This window comes from Chryseobacterium sp. ZHDP1, from assembly GCF_018603435.1.
Classification (GTDB): Bacteria; Bacteroidota; Bacteroidia; order Flavobacteriales; family Weeksellaceae; genus Chryseobacterium; species Chryseobacterium indicum.
This window is the reverse complement of the sequence record NZ_CP075682.1, coordinates 1,471,824-1,492,688: the sequence shown is the minus strand read 5'-3', so window position 1 is coordinate 1,492,688 and position 20,865 is coordinate 1,471,824. Positions and strand designations below refer to the sequence as shown.

General features: G+C 36.4%; 17 protein-coding genes and 1 pseudogene. 7 read left to right on the top strand and 11 right to left on the bottom strand.

Features of this window, described 5'->3' with window-relative positions:
- Positions 1-76: 76 nt before the first annotated feature.
- Entirely contained in the window at positions 77-622 is a 546-nt protein-coding gene (locus tag KKI44_RS06700; protein WP_214590409.1) for a DUF1543 domain-containing protein, read from the bottom strand.
- 85 nt (positions 623-707) lie between these two features.
- Between KKI44_RS06700 and KKI44_RS06695 the strand changes: the two genes are divergently transcribed.
- Entirely contained in the window at positions 708-1,538 is an 831-nt protein-coding gene (locus tag KKI44_RS06695; RefSeq protein ID WP_076396750.1) for a sulfite exporter TauE/SafE family protein, read from the top strand.
- A complete protein-coding gene (locus KKI44_RS06690; protein WP_214590408.1) occupies positions 1,538-1,921 on the top strand; it encodes a DUF1634 domain-containing protein in 384 nt (127 codons plus the stop codon). The genes KKI44_RS06695 and KKI44_RS06690 overlap by 1 nt, the downstream gene beginning before the upstream one ends.
- 2 nt (positions 1,922-1,923) lie before the next feature.
- Here KKI44_RS06690 and bla read toward each other — a convergent pair.
- The 3 genes and pseudogenes from bla to KKI44_RS06675 form a co-directional block, all read right to left on the bottom strand.
- Positions 1,924-2,788: pseudogene (gene bla, locus KKI44_RS06685) on the bottom strand (subclass B3 metallo-beta-lactamase).
- A gap of 16 nt (positions 2,789-2,804) precedes the next feature.
- On the bottom strand, positions 2,805-3,182 hold the full coding sequence (locus KKI44_RS06680) for a VOC family protein (protein WP_214590406.1): 378 nt from the start codon (positions 3,180-3,182) through the stop codon (positions 2,805-2,807).
- Complete coding sequence (locus KKI44_RS06675; RefSeq protein WP_214590405.1) at positions 3,182-3,625, bottom strand: nuclear transport factor 2 family protein; 444 nt, start codon at positions 3,623-3,625, stop codon at positions 3,182-3,184. Before KKI44_RS06675 ends, KKI44_RS06680 begins: the two co-directional genes overlap by 1 nt.
- A 138-nt stretch (positions 3,626-3,763) precedes the next feature.
- Here KKI44_RS06675 and KKI44_RS06670 point away from each other — a divergent pair, with 138 nt between their 5' ends.
- Entirely contained in the window at positions 3,764-4,849 is a 1,086-nt protein-coding gene (locus KKI44_RS06670) for an endonuclease/exonuclease/phosphatase family protein (RefSeq protein WP_214590404.1), read from the top strand.
- Positions 4,850-5,023: 174 nt separating this feature from the next.
- Here KKI44_RS06670 and ahcY read toward each other — a convergent pair whose 3' ends face one another.
- Positions 5,024-6,337 carry an adenosylhomocysteinase gene (gene ahcY / locus KKI44_RS06665; RefSeq protein WP_214590403.1) on the bottom strand — a complete coding sequence of 438 codons (1,314 nt, stop codon included), beginning with the start codon at positions 6,335-6,337 and terminating at the stop codon, positions 5,024-5,026.
- A 243-nt stretch (positions 6,338-6,580) separates the two neighbouring features.
- On the opposite strand from ahcY, the gene KKI44_RS06660 reads away from it, so the two are divergent.
- Positions 6,581-7,195: a 4'-phosphopantetheinyl transferase family protein gene (locus KKI44_RS06660; RefSeq protein WP_214590402.1), complete on the top strand. Its 615-nt coding sequence runs from the start codon at positions 6,581-6,583 to the stop codon at positions 7,193-7,195.
- Here the strand turns inward: KKI44_RS06660 and KKI44_RS06655 are convergent.
- The 3 genes from KKI44_RS06655 to porU all read right to left on the bottom strand — a co-directional run bounded on the left by KKI44_RS06655 (position 7,176) and on the right by porU (position 15,057).
- Positions 7,176-9,458: an FUSC family protein gene (locus KKI44_RS06655; RefSeq protein WP_214590401.1), complete on the bottom strand. Its 2,283-nt coding sequence runs from the start codon at positions 9,456-9,458 to the stop codon at positions 7,176-7,178. The genes KKI44_RS06660 and KKI44_RS06655 overlap by 20 nt on opposite strands.
- Positions 9,459-9,936: 478 nt before the next feature.
- Positions 9,937-11,100 (bottom strand): type IX secretion system outer membrane channel protein PorV, encoded by a 1,164-nt coding sequence (gene porV, locus KKI44_RS06650; protein WP_214590400.1) that lies wholly within the window; start codon positions 11,098-11,100, stop codon positions 9,937-9,939.
- Between the two features lie 60 nt (positions 11,101-11,160).
- Positions 11,161-15,057 carry a type IX secretion system sortase PorU gene (gene porU, locus KKI44_RS06645; RefSeq protein ID WP_214590399.1) on the bottom strand — a complete coding sequence of 1,299 codons (3,897 nt, stop codon included), beginning with the start codon at positions 15,055-15,057 and terminating at the stop codon, positions 11,161-11,163.
- 164 nt (positions 15,058-15,221) lie between these two features.
- Here porU and gldJ point away from each other — a divergent pair, with 164 nt between their 5' ends.
- Positions 15,222-16,817, top strand: a complete 1,596-nt coding sequence (gene gldJ, locus KKI44_RS06640) for a gliding motility lipoprotein GldJ (RefSeq protein WP_214590398.1) — start codon at positions 15,222-15,224, stop codon at positions 16,815-16,817.
- 64 nt (positions 16,818-16,881) lie between these two features.
- A complete protein-coding gene (locus KKI44_RS06635) occupies positions 16,882-18,153 on the top strand; it encodes a UDP-N-acetylmuramoyl-tripeptide--D-alanyl-D-alanine ligase (RefSeq protein WP_214590397.1) in 1,272 nt (423 codons plus the stop codon).
- Here the strand turns inward: KKI44_RS06635 and KKI44_RS06630 are convergent.
- Positions 18,146-18,757: an NUDIX hydrolase gene (locus KKI44_RS06630; protein ID WP_214590396.1), complete on the bottom strand. Its 612-nt coding sequence runs from the start codon at positions 18,755-18,757 to the stop codon at positions 18,146-18,148. The genes KKI44_RS06635 and KKI44_RS06630 overlap by 8 nt on opposite strands.
- A gap of 40 nt (positions 18,758-18,797) precedes the next feature.
- Between KKI44_RS06630 and KKI44_RS06625 the strand changes: the two genes are divergently transcribed.
- Positions 18,798-19,187, top strand: coding sequence for an SRPBCC family protein (locus tag KKI44_RS06625; RefSeq protein WP_214590395.1), 390 nt, complete (start codon positions 18,798-18,800; stop codon positions 19,185-19,187).
- 35 nt (positions 19,188-19,222) lie between these two features.
- On the opposite strand, the gene KKI44_RS06620 is transcribed toward KKI44_RS06625, so the two are convergent.
- Positions 19,223-20,266: an anhydro-N-acetylmuramic acid kinase gene (locus KKI44_RS06620; RefSeq protein ID WP_214591110.1), complete on the bottom strand. Its 1,044-nt coding sequence runs from the start codon at positions 20,264-20,266 to the stop codon at positions 19,223-19,225.
- A 4-nt stretch (positions 20,267-20,270) separates the two neighbouring features.
- Positions 20,271-20,864, bottom strand: a complete 594-nt coding sequence (lptC, locus tag KKI44_RS06615; RefSeq protein WP_214590394.1) for an LPS export ABC transporter periplasmic protein LptC — start codon at positions 20,862-20,864, stop codon at positions 20,271-20,273.
- Position 20,865 lies beyond the last annotated feature (1 nt).

Below are 20,865 nucleotides of genomic sequence, written 5' to 3'. Positions count from 1 at the left end.
CGCTAAGAGTTTTTGAAAAATTCACTCATTATATTTCGCTCGCAAAGGCATTTCACTCAGCTATGAGCATTATGTTTTATTGAATTTTATCAATTTTCAGATATCCCAGTTCCACTACGTTTTCCTGATTTTCAGCATTGGATTTTATTAAGGAAATAGAATATTTTTCTTTCATTTTTTCAGGAAGAATATCATTTACCTTGAAAATATCATCAATGTCTACGCCGTGTTTGTCATCAATATGGCTTTCCGCTCCTTTAAATCCCATGGTTTTATAAAATTCTGTGGCTTTTGCTCTTTTGGTAACTTCCGCCATCGAATTTCCAACCATTAAATGCTGTTCATGAAATTCTTCAAAAAATCCTCTTTTATATCCTCCAAGGTTAATAAAATAAAGCTGTTCTTCCGATGTTTTCTCTCCTCTTTCTGTAATTTTCACTTCATAGCCATCAACAAACTGTACTTCCTGATAACAGTCGATGTGGATTTTAGCATCCTTCCAGAACTCTTTCATATCCGGAACCAGATCTTTCAGGCTTTCCGCAATTCCGAAGAAGACATCGTGCTGCTCTATATTTCGCCCTTTCGGAGTAGCTCCGAGGATGATATAAAATAATTTCATATAAAATTTTGTTTATGCAAAAATACATCAAATTTATCTTTTTTAAACGTTTGGCAGACTAACGCAATAGTTTTATATTTGTAACATGTCAGAAATCATCATTCTCTTTCTTGGAGCCATTTCGGCAGGACTTCTGGGTTCTTTGACCGGACTGGGAGGAGGAGTTATCATCATTCCTTTATTAACGCTGGGTTTCGGCGTTCCTATGCATTACGCTATCGGTGCTTCTCTTATCTCTGTTATCGGAACTTCTTCCGGTGCGGCAGTAGCTTTTGTAAAAGAAGGCTTTACCAATATGAGAGTCGGTATGTTTTTAGAAATAGCCACTACTTCAGGAGCCATCGTCGGAGCTTTGGTTTCGGGTATGCTTAATCCGAATACCATCGGAATTATTTTCGCGAGTATTCTTCTTTTAACGGTTATTTTAAATTTAAAAGGAAAACCGGATCATCAGGAACCTATTATTAAAGGAAGTCTGGAAGAAAAATTAAAATTATTCGGAACTTTTCCGGATAAAGGGGTGGTGAAAAGTTATTCTGCAAGAAATACAGTTCCTGGATTTCTGATGATGATGTTCGCAGGAGCCATGTCCGGATTGCTGGGAATCGGTTCCGGTGCGCTGAAAGTTCTGGCAATGGATAATATGATGAAACTGCCTTTTAAAGTTTCTACGACTACGAGTAATTTTATGATCGGAGTAACAGCGGTTGCGAGTGCGCTGATCTATTTTCAGAGAGGTGAAATTATTCCGGTTATTGCAGCTCCGGTTCTTATTGGGGTTGTGGTCGGAAGTTTCATCGGATCTAAAACACTGATGGTTTCCAAGACCAAAAAGTTAAAAACATTCTTTGCCATTGTGATTACGATTCTTTCGGTTTACATGATGTACAACGGTATCAATAAAAGCTTCAGATAATGAGAAAAAATTTCACGGATGTCGATCTGAACCGTTCTGTAGGGAATTTGCTGAGACTGGGAGTTATTCTTTCTGTTGCAACATCGTTAATAGGTTTTATCAAACTTTTTATGGAGGGCTTTAAAATGCCTGAAAAATATACTTCCCTCGATATGGGAGAATCTTCGGAAAAAGTCTGGGGACATTTCTGGCATTCGCTGTGTAAAGGCGAAGGAATGGCGATTATCCAGTTGGGAATTCTTCTTTTGGTATTCACTCCGTTAATGAGAATTATTTTCGCATTGATTGGTTATTTAAAAGAAAAAGACTACATCTACGTAGTCATTTCTTCAATTGTTCTTGCGATTATGGCGATAAGCTTTTTTACGGGGTACGCGCATTAAACTCACTCAGATTTCTTCTTCAGAAAGTCTTTTTCTAAAGAATCGAGTTCGTCCTGATATTCTTTTTTGTTCATAAAGACAGCAGGATTATACGGATCTTTTGGCTTGTGTTTTTCATGAAGATCAAACTGACTCGCGTGAGAAGCAACCCAAATATCGAAATCCAGATTTTTCATTGCGTTTAAAGTATACTCATAATCTTTTTCGATAGAAGGATATGAAGTAACTTCCGAAAACTTTTTATCCACGATAATGGTCGGCATATTCGCAATTAAAACTTTATAGCTTCTTTTGCTGTCCTTTGTTTCAAACAAAAAACTACATGATCCTTTGGTATGACCGGGGTGATGAAGCATTGTTAATTTTGCATCTCCAAGAGTCACCACATTTTTATCTTTTAAAATATAATCAGGTTTTACAGGTTTAAAAGTAACACCGTATTTTCCCAGTTCATAATCCGATTTTCCGCCGCTTTTCAAGACATCTGCATCGGCTTCATCTACATATAATTTGGCTCCCGTTTCTTTTTTAATATCTGTCATTGCGCCCAAATGATCGTAATGCGCCTGTGTAAGCAACAATATTTTGGTATCCTGATATTTAAAACCAAGCTTTTTAATATTATTTTTAATGATAGGAAGCGAATTGGCTAGTCCTGTATTGATTAAAATATTTCCTTTACTCGTAACGATAAGATACGAAGCAAGATCATATGTTCCTATATAATACAGATTTCCTGCAATTCTGAACGGCTCGTAAGACTGTGACCATTCTTCAGGATGATCTTTCGGCTCATTAACTTTCTGCGCATTGATATGGGTTAAAGCAAATGCTGCAATAATTACGACAATTTTTTTCATGATTAATTTAAGTTTTTTTAAAATTACATTTCATAAAATTCCAGCGGAAGCTGATCCGGATCCTGTGTAAAGAAAAATTCTTTTCCGGTGTATTCGTCTATCCGGATTTCTTCGCATTCCAAACCTTTCTGAATTAATTCTTCCCGCTTTTCTCTCACATTTTCAACCGAAAAAGCAAGATGCCTTAAACCGCACGATTCCGGTCTGGAAGGTCGTTGCGGAGGATTCGGAAACGAAAAAAGCTCAATAACATAATGATCTCCAATGGCAAGATCTAGCTTGTAAGACTGTCTTTCTTCACGGTAAACTTCACGAATAATATTTAAATCTAAAATCTCTGTATAGAATTTTTTAGAAACTTCGTAATCTGAGCAGATGATGGCAATATGATGAATTTTCATTATTTAATTTCTTTACAGTTATCTGTTCTTCGGGTATCAATTACATACTGTATTTTCCACTCTTTCCCTATTTTAATAAGCTGAAAACTGTTAACTCCACAGTGAGAAAATTTTTTCTTGTAGTAGAATGAATATGGCGTAAAAACGCTCGCAAGATTTCCGTCGGTATGAATGGCTTCAATGGTAATTTTTTCCTCGAGATCACCTTTTGCCATTTGGGAAGCAGAATTTACGAAAGCTTCAATATCTTCAGTTTTTACACCATCTTTTGTAATGGTCTGAAGAATCGCCGTATCTGCAAAAGCAGATTTCATCATTTCAGGATCAGAATTTTTCATGCCTGCAAATAAATTGCGGATGGGTTTTTCAATTTCTGCATTCTGATTTTGCTGTCCAAAGCAAAGAGTTCCCAGTAACAGGGAAACAGCCCATATTTTGTTCATACGATAGATTTTTTTATCTGAAGGTTTAAAATAACGAAAATTTAAATTTAATTTCAAATGAATTAACAAAGTTTAAACAGCAATCCGTTTGAAAACTTATAAAATTACACTAAATTTATCTGTTATTTAAAAAAATATATGTGGATATTTTACCTGAGTCTCACTGTTTTGTTATTCATCCTGACCATCCTGCCCAAAATTCAACATTCTCACTGGATCTTTCGTGTGCCTGAATTTGGTAAGATACAGATCACTTTTTTTACTGTTTTCACCTTTATTCTAGGTTTTTTTGTCAAAGATTCACCATACTTTTGGTATTTTCAGGGACTTTTAATCCTGATGTTTGTTCATCACAGTATCATTCTGATTAAATATACTCCGCTTTATCCCGTTAAGAAATTTTCTCAGAAGTATAAGTCTTCAGATAAAGTGCATTTTATTTCTGCCAATGTGTATCAGTTCAACACAGAATATGATAGGTTTATTAAGTTGATCGAAAAATGTAAACCTGATATGTTCCTGACTATGGAAAGTAATGGAGACTGGGAAAAAGCATTGCGAAAACTGGAAAAAGAGTATCCTTTTCAACATAAAGTAACACTGGAAAATACGTATGGAATGCATTTTTATTCGAAATTAAAAATTGAAAGTTCTCAAACGCATTATTTTGTTGCAGATGATATTCCAAGTATAGAAGCGCATCTGAAAACCAAGGACGGATTTTCTTTCGTATTCTTCGGGGTTCATCCGCCACCGCCAAGTCCGACGGAAGAGGAAACTTCCAAAGAAAGAGACGGAGATCTTCTGAGTACCGCCAAAAGGGTAACCGAAATAAAGAAACCGGTGATTGTTGTGGGAGATTTTAATAATGTGGCGTGGTCTAAATCATCCATTCTGTTCAGGAAAACAAGCCATCTTATTGATCCCAGGATCGGGCGTTCTTTTGTTTCCACTTTCCATGCCAAATACCGTTTGCTGAGATTTCCGATCGACCTGATGTTCCACAGTGAAGAGATTTTTATTGAAGACCTGAAAACACTCGATAATTTCGGTTCAGATCATCTTCCGGTTTTCTGTGAATTTTTTATTGATTATGAACAGGAAGAGGAGCAGGAGGAGCGAATTGATTACGCTACGGAAGAAGAGAAAGCTGAAGCCGAAGAAATGATTGAGGAAGGAAAAAAAGAAGACGGAGAGCGTGATGCAGTAGTAACGGAAGGATAACAAGACTGTAATTATTCTTGATGAGTTCTGCGTTTAGAAAAGAGTGTAAAATATGCCCAATATGTAGTAAAAGATATTTTATTGGAGTTTTTTAGATTCCGGCGGCGAAGCCGCCGGAATCTAAAAAACTCTCCTTTTCAGGAGAGTTTCAATATATAAAAGCAAATATGCTTATTAGTATCTGTAATATTCAGGCTTGAATGGACCTTTCACATCCACACCGATATATTCAGCCTGCTCAGGAGAAAGAGTTTCCAGTTCAACGCTTAATTTCTTAAGGTGAAGAGCCGCTACTTTTTCATCCAGATGTTTAGGCAACATATATACTTCGTTTCCATAAGCTTCAGAATTGTTCCAAAGTTCGATCTGAGCCAAAGTCTGGTTAGAGAAAGAGTTAGACATTACAAAACTTGGGTGCCCTGTTGCACATCCTAGGTTTACTAATCTACCTTCCGCAAGAATAATCACTTCTTTACCTTCTACAGTATAGATATCAACCTGAGGTTTTACTTCAGATTTTGTGTGACCGTAGTTTTCGTTTAACCAAGCCATATCGATTTCGTTATCGAAGTGTCCGATGTTACAAACGATCGCTTTATCTTTCATTTTAAGGAAATGTTCTCCTCTTACGATGTTGAAGTTACCTGTTGTTGTGATGATGATATCTGCGTTATCCACTACAGTATCCAATCTTTTCACTTCGTAGCCGTCCATTGCAGCCTGAAGCGCACAAATAGGATCAATTTCAGTTACAGTAACAATAGAACCAGCACCTCTGAAAGATGCAGCAGTACCTTTACCTACATCTCCGTATCCGCATACTACCACTCTTTTTCCGGCTAACATTACGTCTGTAGCTCTTCTTACAGCATCTACTGCAGATTCTTTACATCCGTATTTGTTATCGAATTTAGATTTTGTTACAGAATCGTTTACGTTAATGGCAGGCATTACTAAAGTTCCGTTTTTCATTCTTTCATATAATCTGTGAACACCTGTTGTTGTTTCTTCAGAAAGACCTTTGATTCCTGCAGTAAGTTCAGGGAATTTATCAAAAACCATATTGGTTAAATCTCCACCGTCATCAAGAATCATGTTCAATGGTTTTCTGTCTTCACCAAAGAAAATAGTCTGCTCAATACACCAGTCAAATTCTTCAGCGTTCATACCTTTCCAAGCGTAAACCGGAATTCCTGCAGCAGCGATAGCAGCAGCAGCGTGATCCTGTGTAGAGAAAATATTACAAGAAGACCATGTAACTTCAGCACCTAAAGCTACTAATGTCTCGATAAGTACAGCAGTCTGGATGGTCATGTGAAGACATCCTGCGATTCTTGCACCTTTTAACGGCTGAGACGGTCCGTATTCTTCACGAATCGCCATCAAACCAGGCATTTCCGCTTCAGCAAGGGTAATTTCTTTTCTTCCCCATTCTGCAAGGGAGATGTCCTTAACTTTATAAGGCATGTATTGTGTTGTAGTACTCATATGAATGAATAAGTTTAAATTCAATTGATAATGTGCAAAATTACAATTAATAATTTAGATAAAAAAACGCTGTTCTCTCAGGGATTATATGATATTAAGCATATTATAGTGATTTTTATTGCGTTTTAGATAACAACATTTAAGATAATAGATAATATAAATCTGAATTTAATAATTTTACTAATCACTAAAGTCAAAATACGATTCGCAGGAAATTATTATTTTAGCAGAATAAATTAATACATGCCACTTTACCGCGATTTTTCTGATGATAATGCCACAATTCTTGTATGGAAATATGATGAACAGGAACAATTGGATATCAATGAACTTCTGGAGCCTGAAAATGCCGATAAAGTAAAAGATTATCATCCCAAAAAATTACTGGAGGTTTTAATGGTGAGAAAATTATTAAAATCTCTGAAACCCCAGTCTAAGATTCTCTACAAAGAAAGAGAACCTTTTTTATCTCCGAAAGATGCGGAAATATCCATTACACATTCATTTCCATTTGCAGCTATTGCTATTTCAAAAAATAAGATAGGAATAGATATTGAAAAATTTAATCCTAAAATTTTAAGGGTAATCGATAAATTTACCTACGAAAATGAACGCGGATTTATTCCATCTGATAATGAGGTTACTTTTTACACCATTATCTGGAGTGTTAAAGAAAGTATGTATAAAATTCATCATTCCAAACACTGGTCGCTGAAAAAGCATTATGAAGTGAAGCCTTTTGAACTGAAATACCTTCACCACATCAAATGCAGGGTTCATGATGATAAAATCTCAGATGAATTTAAAGCAAGGGTAGAATTTTTCGACGATTACTGCTTTACGATTGTTGAAGAATAGGATTGCCCTTTTCAACAGAATCTGTTTCATTTCTGTATTTTTCAATTACTTTTCGCTGTTCTTTGGCAACGTCAAAGATCAGTTCCAGAACATCGTGAATATTTTTAAGCTCCGTTAAATGAGAAATTTTATTCGGATCCCGTACATCATACGCTTCGTTTTCTATAAGCTCGGTTTTTCTTTTTAAAATTAAATCTTCCAGAGAGGAATCTTCAGGTTCAATGCGGCTTTCCTTTTTTAGTTCCTCTGTTATGGTATCTCCATGCAAAAGAATAGAAACTTTCTGCATTTCGGCTTCTATTTTTCTGCTCCAGCTTTCTGCATCAATTTCAGGATACTTTTCGTCATCTTTTACATATTGCGAAAGGGAAGCGGTGTAGGCTGTAATAAGATGCGATGTTGCCACAAACTGATGTACCACTTCCAGTTTTTTCTGCTGATTTTTAGGATCGGAAATCATTCTCTGAAAATTGTCGGAAAGATTTGCCAGTGAAATGATGGCATTTTTACGCTTTACTTTATAATCTTCGAGGTCATGTTTTTCTTCCAGAAACTTGGAAATCACGCTTTGAAAATAACTAAGATTAGCTTCGGCAGATTTCTTCATCAGATCCAGATTTTGGGTGTGTTCCCAAACCGGAAGAACAATATAGGCAACCAGAGAAGTAATTATTGCTGCGATAATGGTATCTACAATTCTGTCTTTAAAAATGATGTTGACTTTTCCCGGACTTAAAAAATTGAAGCTCAGAAAGATGTAAATCGTCATAAACAGAACTGCCCAGAAATATTTCCCTTTCAGAAAACTGAAACACATAATCATACTTAATAAAAGAATGGTAAATAAAACTTCATTGATGTGGATGAAGTGCAGAATTCCATATGCAATTACTGCTCCCGCAACAGTTCCGTACAAACGGAGGAGGTTTCTCTGTTTGGTAATGGAATAGGCGGGTTTTAAGATCGCAACAATGGTAATTAAAATCCAATACGTGTGCCCGATTCCTAAAAACTGGAATAGTGAGAACAAATATCCCAATAATAACGCAATCGTAATTCTTAACGCATGTCTGAAATGAGATGAAGAAAGTGATATGTTGTTTCTTAATACTCTGAAATTCAGTTTTTCTTCATTCGGCATGAATTTTTTAAGATCCAGACCTGTAGAAAGACTTTTTGCAAGTTTTACATTCTGGGAGAAAACTTTATAAATCTCATCAATTTCTTTGGTGATTTCGTTAATGCGCATCAGAATCTGGCGCAACACCATAAAATTTTCGAAATTTTCGGGGGATATTTTTTTGTTTCTGAGATCGAAATAATTATGATTTAAATTATTCAGCTCCGAGTCGAGATTGAATAGTGGTTTTGCTCTCGTCCCAACTTGTAGGGCGATTCCGATATTGGTAATTTCTTCAGCAAGAAGATTGAGATAATCGTGAATATCTACCAGAATGGTGGTGTCGTCAAAAATCTGCTGCAGTTTCTGATAATCACTTTCGGAAGTCATCAGTTTTTCGTGAAGATCCATTGAGTTCAGGAACATCAGCATCAATAGACGGCTTGTTGTGGTAGATTCGTTTACGATGGTTCTGGTTTTGAAAACTGTTTCTCTGGTTTCTTCCTGCAGGTTCTTGATCCCGATTTGTTTGGCGATAACCTGCGTAGTCAGTTTGTCAAAATCCGGATTTTTCTGGTAATAATTGGCTTTGATTTTTAAAAATTCGGCTAACTGAAGATAATTTTCTCCAATCATCTGGCTTGCCAGTTTATAAGGCTGAATGGTCGTTACAACAAGAAATATCAATAGAAACCAAGTGCATCCTGAAGCAAAGATCAGTAAGCTTTTAAAAATATTTCCTCCTGTTAAATGTCCGTCGATGAAAATTGCAAGAACTACCAATGATAAAGAACCAACGGCAGCTAATCTCTGTCCGTAAACTCCGATCAGGGAAAAGAACATTCCAAAAACAATAATTTCTGCAAAAACTAGAATTTTAAAGTTCATCACAAGGCTTGCAATCGTTGCTACAAAAACAAAGCAGAATATGGCAAACGTTAAAGCATTTCTTCTTCTGATGAAAGGTCCCGGCTGATCTGTTAAGGCAACAAAGCTGGTTCCGAGCGGAAAAAGAAAATATTCTTTGAGAATTCCGAAGTGGGCGAGAACCAGACAGGGCAGAACAGTAGCCAGTGTAATTCTGATCGCAGAATATACATATTGACTGGTTACGAATTTTTTGAGTTCTGCAGAGTAGTTCATGCTACAAAAATAAGAGTTAAATGTGAATTGTAAGTTTTACTTTGTGCCGTAATCATTAAATTTTTGAAAAATTTTAAAATGAGAACGTCAATTTTACTTCGCCAGTTGAATGTGAATTTTTCATAGCTATGCGCTTTGTAATTCCCCTCCTTTGGAGGGGTGGCGAAAATTCGTAAGAATTTTTGACGGGGTGGTCTTTATATATATTCAACATATATTACAATATGATTTAAGTAATTTGAATAGGAAAAGACAGGCAATTGTTGTTCCTAAGTATTGAAATCACATACAAAAACCTAGCCGTGATAGCAGCGGTTACCCCACAGCAGAAATGGAAAGGGTAGGGGTTAAGTTTGGAGGGCGCAGGAGCGAGGAGTATGAGCGGATAGCACGAAAAAGCTCCTGAAAAATAGATAGAGTTATAAAAAACAAAAAGTCTCATAATTTATGAGACTTTTGTATGGTATGTTTTAGAATTTTAATTATCTGCGTTGGAAGTTTCGTCACCGATGTTCCATGTAAGCCCGAAACGAAGGGTATTATCCAAAGCGGTATTAATTTTAGACATATTGATGAGGTAAGAAACATCAAGACCGAAAGAACGATACTTTAATCCGATACCTGCAGTTGCAAACTGTCTTGCTCCCTGTTCTTCACTTTCGTGGAAGTAACCGGTTCTTACAGAAAATGCATTGTCATAAGAATATTCTAATGCTCCACTATACATAATGGAATTTTTGTTTTTGAATGATTTTCCGATTCCCGCCATTACACCTACGTTCGGAACCTGATAGATCGGCTGTCTTGTATTAGGATCTATTCCTACATATTCTGAACCCGGAACTAAGATTTTTGAACCTTCAACACTAATTCCCACTCTGTTCATATCATCAAGATACATATCATAACCGGCACCTAATCTTGCCATTGTAGGAAGGTAAGATCTTGAATTTTCATTTCCTGTATAATCCAGTTTCGGACCTAAGTTCTGAACAGCAAAACCTGCATTGATTTTTCCGTCCATTCCTCCTAAACTCGAGAATCTTGGAGACGTATAGTAACCTGAAACATCTACCGCAAAAGAATTCGCAGGTTTTAATGTAGTATCTGTGTTGAATCCTCCGGCTAAGTCTGAACGGATATATCTTCCTGTAACCGCCATGGAATAAGAATCGGATAGTTTAAGACCATAAGCTACATCAATAGAGAATTCGTTTGGTTTTGAGGTTCCCATAGATGTTACTTCGTTTCCTACTAACTGAGTGAGATCTACTTGTCCCATATTGAAGTAATAAATACTTGCAGAGATGGTGGATCTTTCTTCCTGCCCTAAAAATTTGTGGAAGGCTCCGTATAATAAAAACACATCATTGGTAAGTTTTCCCATGTACGGCGTATAGTTAAGCCCCACGGAAGAACTTGATCTGCTGAAAGGATATTTCGCTGCGTTCCAGAATTGTGAAAAAGCATCCGGAGAGGTTACCACACCCTGATCTCCCATACCCCCAGCTCTTGCATCTGGTGCGATTCTTAAGAAAGGAGCTCCGGTTAATACAGGTCTTACTAGACTTAAATCTTGAGAATAGCCTAAAAAACCAGCACTTAACCCAATTCCTAAAAGCAGTTTAGTAGTTAAATTCATATGTTGTCTTTTATATATTATCAGTTTTTTGTTGATATTATTACTGTTATCGTTTTAAATTTATTTCAAAAGTACCATTTTTTCTACAGCTGTAGCACTTCCTTTGCATTTTTCTTGATTTTGACTTTTTGCAAATATCTTAAAAATATACGTACCTTTTGCAACAGTTGCCCCAAAATCGTCTCTTCCGTCCCATTCTATTGCCTGACGTGGCGTTCTAAAGCCCTGTAGGAAAGGTTCTGCAACCACAGACTGAGATAAAGTTCTTACCAATTTTCCTGTAATTGTGTAAATCTGAACGTTCACATCCAGAATATCATCACAATTATGTTCAAACTGAACGTATGTTTTGTTCGTGAATGGATTCGGCCAGTTTAACGGTCGGTTAATAACCAAATGCTGATCCGCTTCATCCTTAACTTCAAAATTTAACGTAGCAGTTGTAGAATTATTGTTTATGTCCCAAACTTTAAATGTTAACTGATGTTGTCCAACGGCAAGATTTCTGAAAGGATACGTTACATTACCTTTCTGATAATCTGCCAGACCAGGGCTTAAACATCCGTTTCCTTCACCTGAAGCATAAAAATCATTCAGTACAATTGTATTGATAATTTGCCCGTCCAAATATACTGTAATATCATGACCAATACCAGAACCTGTGGAATTAATTCCTGTATCGTCTGTAATACATGCCAGTAACATCGGATTCTGATTTGTAATACCTCCGTCTGCAAAGTTGGTGTTGTTCATATACAACTTTACTTTTGGCGGCTGGTTGTCATTAATACCGTTTGGATTGATATCTCCCACCTGAACTGGCTGGTTATTGAAAACATCCGAAGCTTTATTGTCTGCATACCCTAAAATTCTGCCGGTTCCTACCGCATAGTTAATATCTTTCGGAACATAAAATTCTACAGTGAAGACTCCGTTTACAGCCGTTCCGGAAGCTTTTACAATAGCACTTCCTTCCTCGGTATATTTAAGAACAGGAGTTAATCCTCCATCGTTGTTCAGAGTGGTCTTGTTTAATCTCTTATCAAAAATATTAATTACAACTCTTCCGTTGAACGTTGTGTTTACTGTTCCGTTAGGATTATTAATATGACCTTTTACTTTCACAAAATCAAGTCCTCTGATTAATCCCGGAACCGGAGTTTCAATATTATCAATTACCAGTAATCTTTTCGGTCTGGTAAGTTTCATGGCAGGATCTCCTAAGAAGTTAACTTTTAAATGTTCAGAAGAAGCTCCTCTCTGTTTTTTTGCATTTAAATGTGCATATCCTAAAGTATCAAAATCGTCGTTGGTCAGTTTAAAAATATTTTGTGTAAAAAGGTTAGTGAAATCCACTCCGTAACCAACATCGATGGCACGGCTTGAAGTAATCATCGTTGCCGGTCCCCCTTGTTTAAGCTTTAAAAACTGCTCTCCTGCAGAAGAAACGTCCGGATCATCCCAAAGTGTAAACTCACAGGTAATTGTCGATACAAACGGAAATCTGCTGTATACATTAGAGAAGTTATTCGCATTCTGAATTTCAGATAATGTTAAAACTCTTTCCTGCGCCCATCCATTGATTCCTCCGTGTCCGAAATAGAAAAGATAAAGACTGTTTCCGATATCATTTGAGATCGCCTGATTTACCTGAGGATATCTTTGTCCGCCTGCTGTACTTTGCGCCTGAAAAGCATCCAGATAAAGTTTTCTTACATTATATTCCTTTAAAGTTGTATTATTTTGCTCAAAAACCGTAACAAGAGAATTATTCATTACGGTATGGAATGGTGCGCCTCCGTCATTATCATCATCCACCACAAAATCCAGTTTCATTTTCCATTCCCCGAAAGGTGTAGACTGTCCGGATAGACTGTTATAGTAAGCTAAAGTCTTATCAATCATAGTAGAAGCTTCCGTTGCATTGGCAGCCGGAATTCTTCCTACAGGAAGATCAGGAAGGTTAGAATCTATGTAGTTAGTGGTCTGAGGTTTTGTCATTACAATATAATCATCAGTAACAAATGACCTTACCAGATCCTGAGAAATTTCACTCTGGTAGCCCGATACTACATTGGTATTACCGGATATTCTGTTCTTGTAATCAAAAGAGGTATCTCCAAGGATCAGCACATACTTCAATGTTCCAAGGGGAGTGTTCAGTTTGGTTACAAAATCTCTTATTGCCGTAAGATCTTTGCTGCCGCTACCGAATTCATTATAGATCTTGTCTGTATCTACCACCTGTACATTAAAATTATTTTTGGTCTGATGATAGTTTGCAATTCTTTGCGCCTGTCCCAGCATTTCAGGAGTTGTTATAATTAAATAATCAACATTTTGCAAAGCTGAAATATTCTGATTATTGATTCTTCCTACAAATGAAGGACTAAATGCAGCATCTGCCCTGAAAGCCACAAATTCATTATTGAAATTCAGATCAGATGCCGTGTACGCAAAATTAAAGTTTACATTTCCTGCCGCTTTATTTACTCTTCTGTTGGCGTTGGTAATATCGGTAACATCCCATATCTGTTCTGCTGCAGAAGCATTCGCAAGGCTGAATCCATACGTTGTATTGCTCCCTGTAACCAGTGAGAAATCCCTGAAACTCATCTGTGTTCCGTTGAAGCTCAGATTATCCTTATACTGAATTTCAAAATAATCGGGATAAAAAGTTCCGTTAGGGTTCAGTGTAATATCAGGTTTTATACTGATGGTGATCTGGTTTCCGCTTAGTCCGGAGATGATTCCGGAGTAATTCGTAGGATAAAAATCATACGTGGAACTCTGATCCGGAGTTGGAACCGTAAAAGTAATTGGATTTTGGTTGTTGATGCTATAAAGCAATTTGTTTTTTTGAGATTTATAGCCAATTACCTGTGCCTTATACCTGATGTTATCTCCTGTCTGAACCGGAGAAGCCGTAGTAAATGTAACTGTTTTATCTGTTACAAAAGGAGTGTCTTCCACCCAGGTTCTACCCACTCTCAGCAGGTTTTTCTGATCTACATTAATCACCTGATAATTATCAAAACGGGTAATTAGCGGACTCGCAGGTAAATTAACATCTACAGGCTGAACTCTCTTTCCGGGACCTTTATCGAAATTGATGAAATAATACGAATAATCTTCATAAATATTCTTCAGATTTTCGCTGGGATAAGTTCTGGATTCTCTTCTTTTAACCCCGCTTCCGTTTGAAGAATTATATAAATTGTATCCGTTTGGTCCCTGTGCGTAGAACAAAGCGTAATCATTATCATTCCATACCCCGTCATCTTCTCCAACTACCTGAATGGCGTTTTCCTGAAGCGCGCTGTACCTCGCGTCCTGATTGTTTTCAGGAAGCATAATCCCGCCGTTTCCGTAAATTCTGAAGTTTTTAGGATTTACAGAAGACGGGTTAATTCCGTTATCCTGTAAAAACTGCTTTGTTATTTTAAAAATACCGGATTTATCAACTCTTATTTTGTAAAAAGTTCCTGTTGATAAAGGGTTATTCGTGGTCCCTAGCTTTAAAGTATTCCCCAGACTGTTAGAAACATTGGTCTCAGAAATTTCAAATGAAGAAAGTCTCTGGATCTGTCCCTTTACATTCTTAAAGAGCGATACATTGGCACTGGCATATCTTGCTCCGTCTGCATTGTAGTACACAATATCTTTTATCTCCTGATCGGTGATAAGATCCCTGCTTAATGAAAACAAATCTTTAGCAGAAACATTTTCCCAGATAGGATTAGAAACTTTTAACTGGTTTTCGCCAACTTGTTGTTTAGTTGTTATAAAAATGTTATTTTGGCTGAATGAAAATCCCTGATTTTTAAAATTTGGGAGATTGAGTTTTGTCTCACCAAAGTCTCGAATTTTAGAGCCATCCCATTCGATGGTGATCCTTTGAGCCCAAAGTGTTGATACAAAGCTTAATAAAAATAAAAGAGAAATTTTTTGTTTCATGTTTATTATTGAAATTTCTGAATTACAAAATAAATGAAAATTTTATAATTAAATTATGATACAATAAAATTAATTTGTTAACGTTTTTCAAAAAAATCAACTCTTTACTTGATTTATTGAATAATTTATTTTTTCTTTGTACTTTGAAAATATTTATATCGACTATGAAAAAACTAAAGTTGTTTTCATTAATAGCATTAAGTTCTACACTTGCATTAACCAGTTGCGGAGGATCTAATAATGGCGGCGGTACTAAAAAATTTGTCAGCAAAACAGGTTGGAAACCAAACGAGAAACAAGGTTGGTTTTTTGCAGGAAAGCAACAAAAACAAAAAGGTTGGCCGGGAATGGTATATGTAGAAGGTGGAACTTTTACAATGGGATTAGTGAAAGATGATGTTATGCACGATTGGAATAACTCGCCTCGCAGAATGCAGGTAAGTTCATTCTTTATCGGGGAAACTGAAATTACTAACTACGAATACCGCGAATACCTTACATGGTTGAAGTACGTATTCCCACCAAGCGATCCAAGCTTTAAGGAAATCTACAACGGTGCGTTGCCGGATACCTTATTGTGGGACAACAAATTATCTAGAAATGATTACAACGAGACGTATTTCCGTGCTCCTGAATTCGATTACTATCCTGTAGTAGGAGTATCATGGACTCAGGCAAACAGATATTGCGAATGGTTGTCAGACAGAGCAAACGAGAAAGCCTTAATGCAGGCAGGTATCATTGCAAAAGATTTGTATATCAACGAATCTAATAATCAGGGTGGAACTGCATTCAACATGGATAAATTCAAATCGAATGATCCGGAAATGCAAGGTTACATCAATGAAAAAAGAATGCAGCAAAAAACAGGTTTGAAAACTACAAACCAGAGATTGTTAGCTGCAAACAGAGCTCCGAACGCAGCAATGGTTTCAAAATTCAGACTTCCTACAGAAGTTGAATGGGAATATGCAGCTTTAGGTATGGCTAAAAACAGAGAGTACAATCAGTATATGGGTAAAAAACCTGAAATTGAAAAACTGAGAGGTACTAAAGGAAGAGAAAAAGGAATGTTCCTTGAAAACTTCAAAATGGGAACCGGAGACTACTCTGGTATCGCAGGCTGGAAAAATGATGGTTCTGCAAGAACTTCAGACGTAAGACAATATCCTTCTAATGATTTAGGAATCTACGGTATGTATGGAAACGTTGCAGAATGGACAGCAGATGTTTACAGACCAATCATTGATGAAGATTACAGCGACTTCAACTACTACAGAGGAAATATGCCTCAGGCTATCGTAAGAAACGGTGACGGAACTTACAAAATGGTAGACGAAAGCAGCATTAAATATGATACTTTAGCTGATGGAAGATTAGTTTACAGAAACTTACCGGGTCAGTATGAAAGACAGACAATTGCTGATTACAGAAACTATAGAGATGGAGACAGAATGTCTTCTCTAGACTATAGAACTGCATCAGATTCTGCTTCTTCATATGATATGTACAATTCTCCGAAATCAAGATTTATCGTAGATGCACAGGGTAGAGTAGTACTGCAAAAAGACAGAAAAGAAAGAACTTCTGCTGTTACTAACGATGTAAGAGTAGTAAAAGGAGGTTCTTGGCAGGATACAGCATACTGGCTAGATCCGGGACAAAGAAGATACAAGTCTCAGGATAAAGCTTACGGATGGATCGGATTCCGTGTAGCTCAGGATGCGAGAGCAAATGATAAAGGTAGAACAAGAAGATAATATTTATCAAAATAATTTTCAAAAAACCCTCCGGAATTCTGGAGGGTTTTTTTATTTTTGAAGTATGAATATAGAACAGTTTTATCCTTTATTTTTACAATCTGAAAAAGTAACCATCGACAGCAGAAAAATCGGTAAGAATGATATTTTCTTTGCTTTTTCAGGAGAAAATTTTAATGCAGCAACTTTGGCTGAACAGGCAATTGAAAGCGGAGCTTTAGCCGTAATTGTTGAACAGAAGGAATTCGAAAATAAAGAGAAAAATATTTTCTTTGCTCATTCCACACTGGAATTTTTGCAGCAGCTTGCCATTTATCACAGAAAACAACTGCAGATTCCTGTGATCGGGTTAACCGGAAGTAATGGAAAAACCACCACAAAAGAAATTATTCATGCTGTTCTTTCCGAAAAGTTTAATGTACAGTATACTATAGGAAATCTGAATAATCACATCGGTGTTCCTTTAACCATCCTTTCCATTAAGCCGGAACATGAAATGGCTGTGATAGAAATGGGAGCCAATCATCAGAAAGAAATCGCCCTTTTAAGTTCAATTTCCCAACCCGATTTTGGCTACATTACCAACTTTGGTAAAGCACATCTGGAAGGTTTCGGAGGATATGAAGGTGTTATTAAAGGGAAATCTGAGCTGTACGACTATCTTAAAGATCATAAAAAAACGATTATCGTTAACGAAAATGATCCTGTTCAGGTAGAAAAAACTGAAAATTATTCCCCGAAAATTACTTTTGGAAAAGAAAATTCAGATTATCAGTTTGAATTATTCTCAGAAGAAAATTTTGTAGGCATTAAATATGATAACCGGAAGGCAGTTTCAAAACTGACCGGAGAATATAATTTTACCAATCTTTGTGCAGCAGTGAGCTTAGGACTTCATTTCGGGATTGATTTTGAAAAAATAAAAAATGCCATTGAAGAGTATACCCCAACCAACATGCGCTCTCAGGTTGTTAAAAAAGACGGAAGAACACTGGTTTTGGACACTTACAATGCCAATCCGAGTTCTATGAGCGCTTCTTTGCAGAATTTCATCACTTTTGAGGGTTCAAAAACTATTATAATCGGCGATATGCTCGAGTTGGGGGATGAAAGTGAAAAAGAGCATCAGAATATTTTAAATTTAGCTCAGGAATTAGGTTTTGACCAGATTATTACAGTCGGAAAGAATTTTAAAAAGGTAAATTCTTCGGAAACAGCGTTTGAAAGCACAGCCGAATTAACAGAATATTTAAAACTTAATAAAATTCTTTCAGAAAATATATTATTAAAAGGTTCCAGAGGAATTGCTCTCGAAAAATCAATAGACTTTATTTAGTCTTCATATTTCGGAATTCTTCCACAATCAGTTTAATATTTTTGAATGTGCTTGGAAAAACCTCATCTTCGATCTGAACAGCGTTTTTCCAGGCAACTTCTGTAATTCCTTCTTCAATCTGAGGTTTTGAAGTATCTTCCCCATAGAAATTCATTTCAAACCAATGCGTGCATTTTAAAACCTTATCGCCGTTTCTTTCAACATAAATATGGTACGTTGTATTGATGAACTTCACCAGTTCTACATTCGTAAGCCCGGTTTCTTCTTCAATTTCCCTTACAGCAGACTCTTCACGAGATTCGCCTTTCTCCATTTTCCCTTTCGGAAGATCCCATTTACCTAACCTTTTGATGAAAAGAATTTCACCCGCAGAATTATTTACAATGCCGCCCGCAGCTTCTATAATTCTGAATAATTTCTGAAATTCTGACCAGATTTCATCGATGTTTTCACCAAAAACATTCAATTCTTTTACCGATGTATTTTCCAGAAGATCTAAAGCGATTTCCAGGCTTGTGACGTTTTCGTATCCAAGCGTTTTTTCTAAGTTTTCAGATTGCTTAGACAACAGTAATTTTTTTTCGTTCACAAAAACTTTATACATATATTTGTAAGAATTAAGAATTTAAATACAAAAATAAAAAATGAATTTAGAAGGACGAAAGATTATTGTTAATAAATCATCTAAAGACCTGGTAGAAATCCTGAAATCGCCAGAAAATTACAAAGATTTCATGCCGGACGGTCTTCAGAAATTTGAAACGAGAGAAAATGGATTTAAATTCGGATTGCAGGGAATGCCGGAAATTGCTCTGAAAATTGAAGAAGTTACTGATGAAAAAGCAGTGTTGAAGTCTGCAAGTTCAAGCTTAGATTTTTCTTTAACAGCGGCTTTAAACCCTCTAAATGAAAATCAGACCGAAGTTCAGATGTTATTTGAAGGGAAATTCAACCCTTTTATCAAAATGATGGTGGAAAAACCTCTTCAGAATTTCATCAATACGCTTACCGATAAGATCGAAGTTTATAAATAAATGAAAACCTTCAGCAATGAAGGTTTTTTTATGTTTTAAGCAATAATTCCCGAACTGTGATCCTGTGAGCTTCCCGTCGCAGAAGACAAAACATTAATTTCATTATTATACCGGAGAACTCCCATGAATGCAAAGATTAAAGCCTCTTTGAAATCAATAATCGTTTTTTCCGGAATGATGATCTCAGCATTGGTTTTGGCTTTTATTTTTTCAATGAAGTATTGATTATAAGCTCCGCCACCTGTAAATAAGACGCGCTTAAGTTGGTAATTATTGAAAACTTTTGAAATCTGTTCCGCAGCATGTTCCGTAAAAGTTGCCATTACATCAACGGTTTCAATATCTTCAAAAAGAGGGAAAATATTTTCGTTGCACCATTCGATTCCCAACGATTTTGGATGAGACTGACTGTAAAAATCCAGCGAATTTAATTTAGACAATAAATCTTCATTAATTCTTCCTGTTCTTGCTAAATTTCCGTTTTCATCAAAATTTTTGTTGAATTTCTGAGCTAATTTATTCAGAATAATATTGACCGGAGCAATGTCGAAAGCGATTCTTTTGTTCTGAATTTTCATGGAAATATTAGAAAATCCGCCCAGATTCAGACAGGCATCGTATTCCGAAAACAACAGTTCGTCACCAATCGGGACGAGAGGCGCTCCGTTTCCACCCATCAAAACATCCTGACTCCTGAAATCGTAGACCACAGGTAAATTTGTTTCGAGTTTAACCGCCCTTCCGTCGCCAATCTGTAAAGTAAATTTTTTCTGAGGCTGATGAAAAACCGTATGACCGTGAGAAGCGATGAGATCAACTGTTTTTATCTGATGCTTTTCAATAAAACTTTTAACCGATTTCCCTAAATAAAAACCGTATTCTGAGTTCAGTTCCAGCAGTTCTTCTGCAGAAAGATAAATAGATTTTCTAAGCTTATCTTCCCAGTTTTTAGAGTAGGAAAGTGTTTCTGCTTTCAGTATTTTGAATGTCCATTCATCCTGTTTCTCAAATCTGGCAAAGCAGATATCCAGTCCGTCTAAACTTGTTCCGGACATCAATCCGATCGCATGGAAAACCATCTGATTATTTTTTGTTTTGAGATATTTCAGGCGCGGCAAAATCTCCTGAATTCTGGAAGAAAACATATTCGGAAAAATCATCTTTTGCACGCATTCCGTGCGCGCCGATCAGCGTACTTCCGTCTTTTCTCGTTACGTACACCGTATCTTTTGTATAAATATTTTTCTTTACCTGATCCCAGTAAATACTCTGCATGGCAAATTTGTCGCCTTCATTAGTGGTAATTCTTACGTTTCCTTTCGCTTCGTAAAACTTTTTATAATCGTAGAATTTAGCATATTTAGCTTTAATGGTTCCGGGAATTTTCGGTTTCTTCTTGTCGAAAAACTGAATGTCAATTCCTTTTCTTGCAACCGTATAAGGACTGTCGATCAGTTCATATTTTTCGATGATTGGTGCTTTAGCTCTCATTGTTACAAACCCCGAATCTCTCTGGATGATGTTTGCATTATTAATGATCTGTGAAGGAAAGTTTTTACTCTGCTTACCTTTATTTTTCGTAAGATCTTCTTCACAGGAAGTTATAGCAAAAAATATAGCACAACTAAAAAGGTATGCTATATTTTTTTTATATGATATGTTTCTAAAAAACTTCATT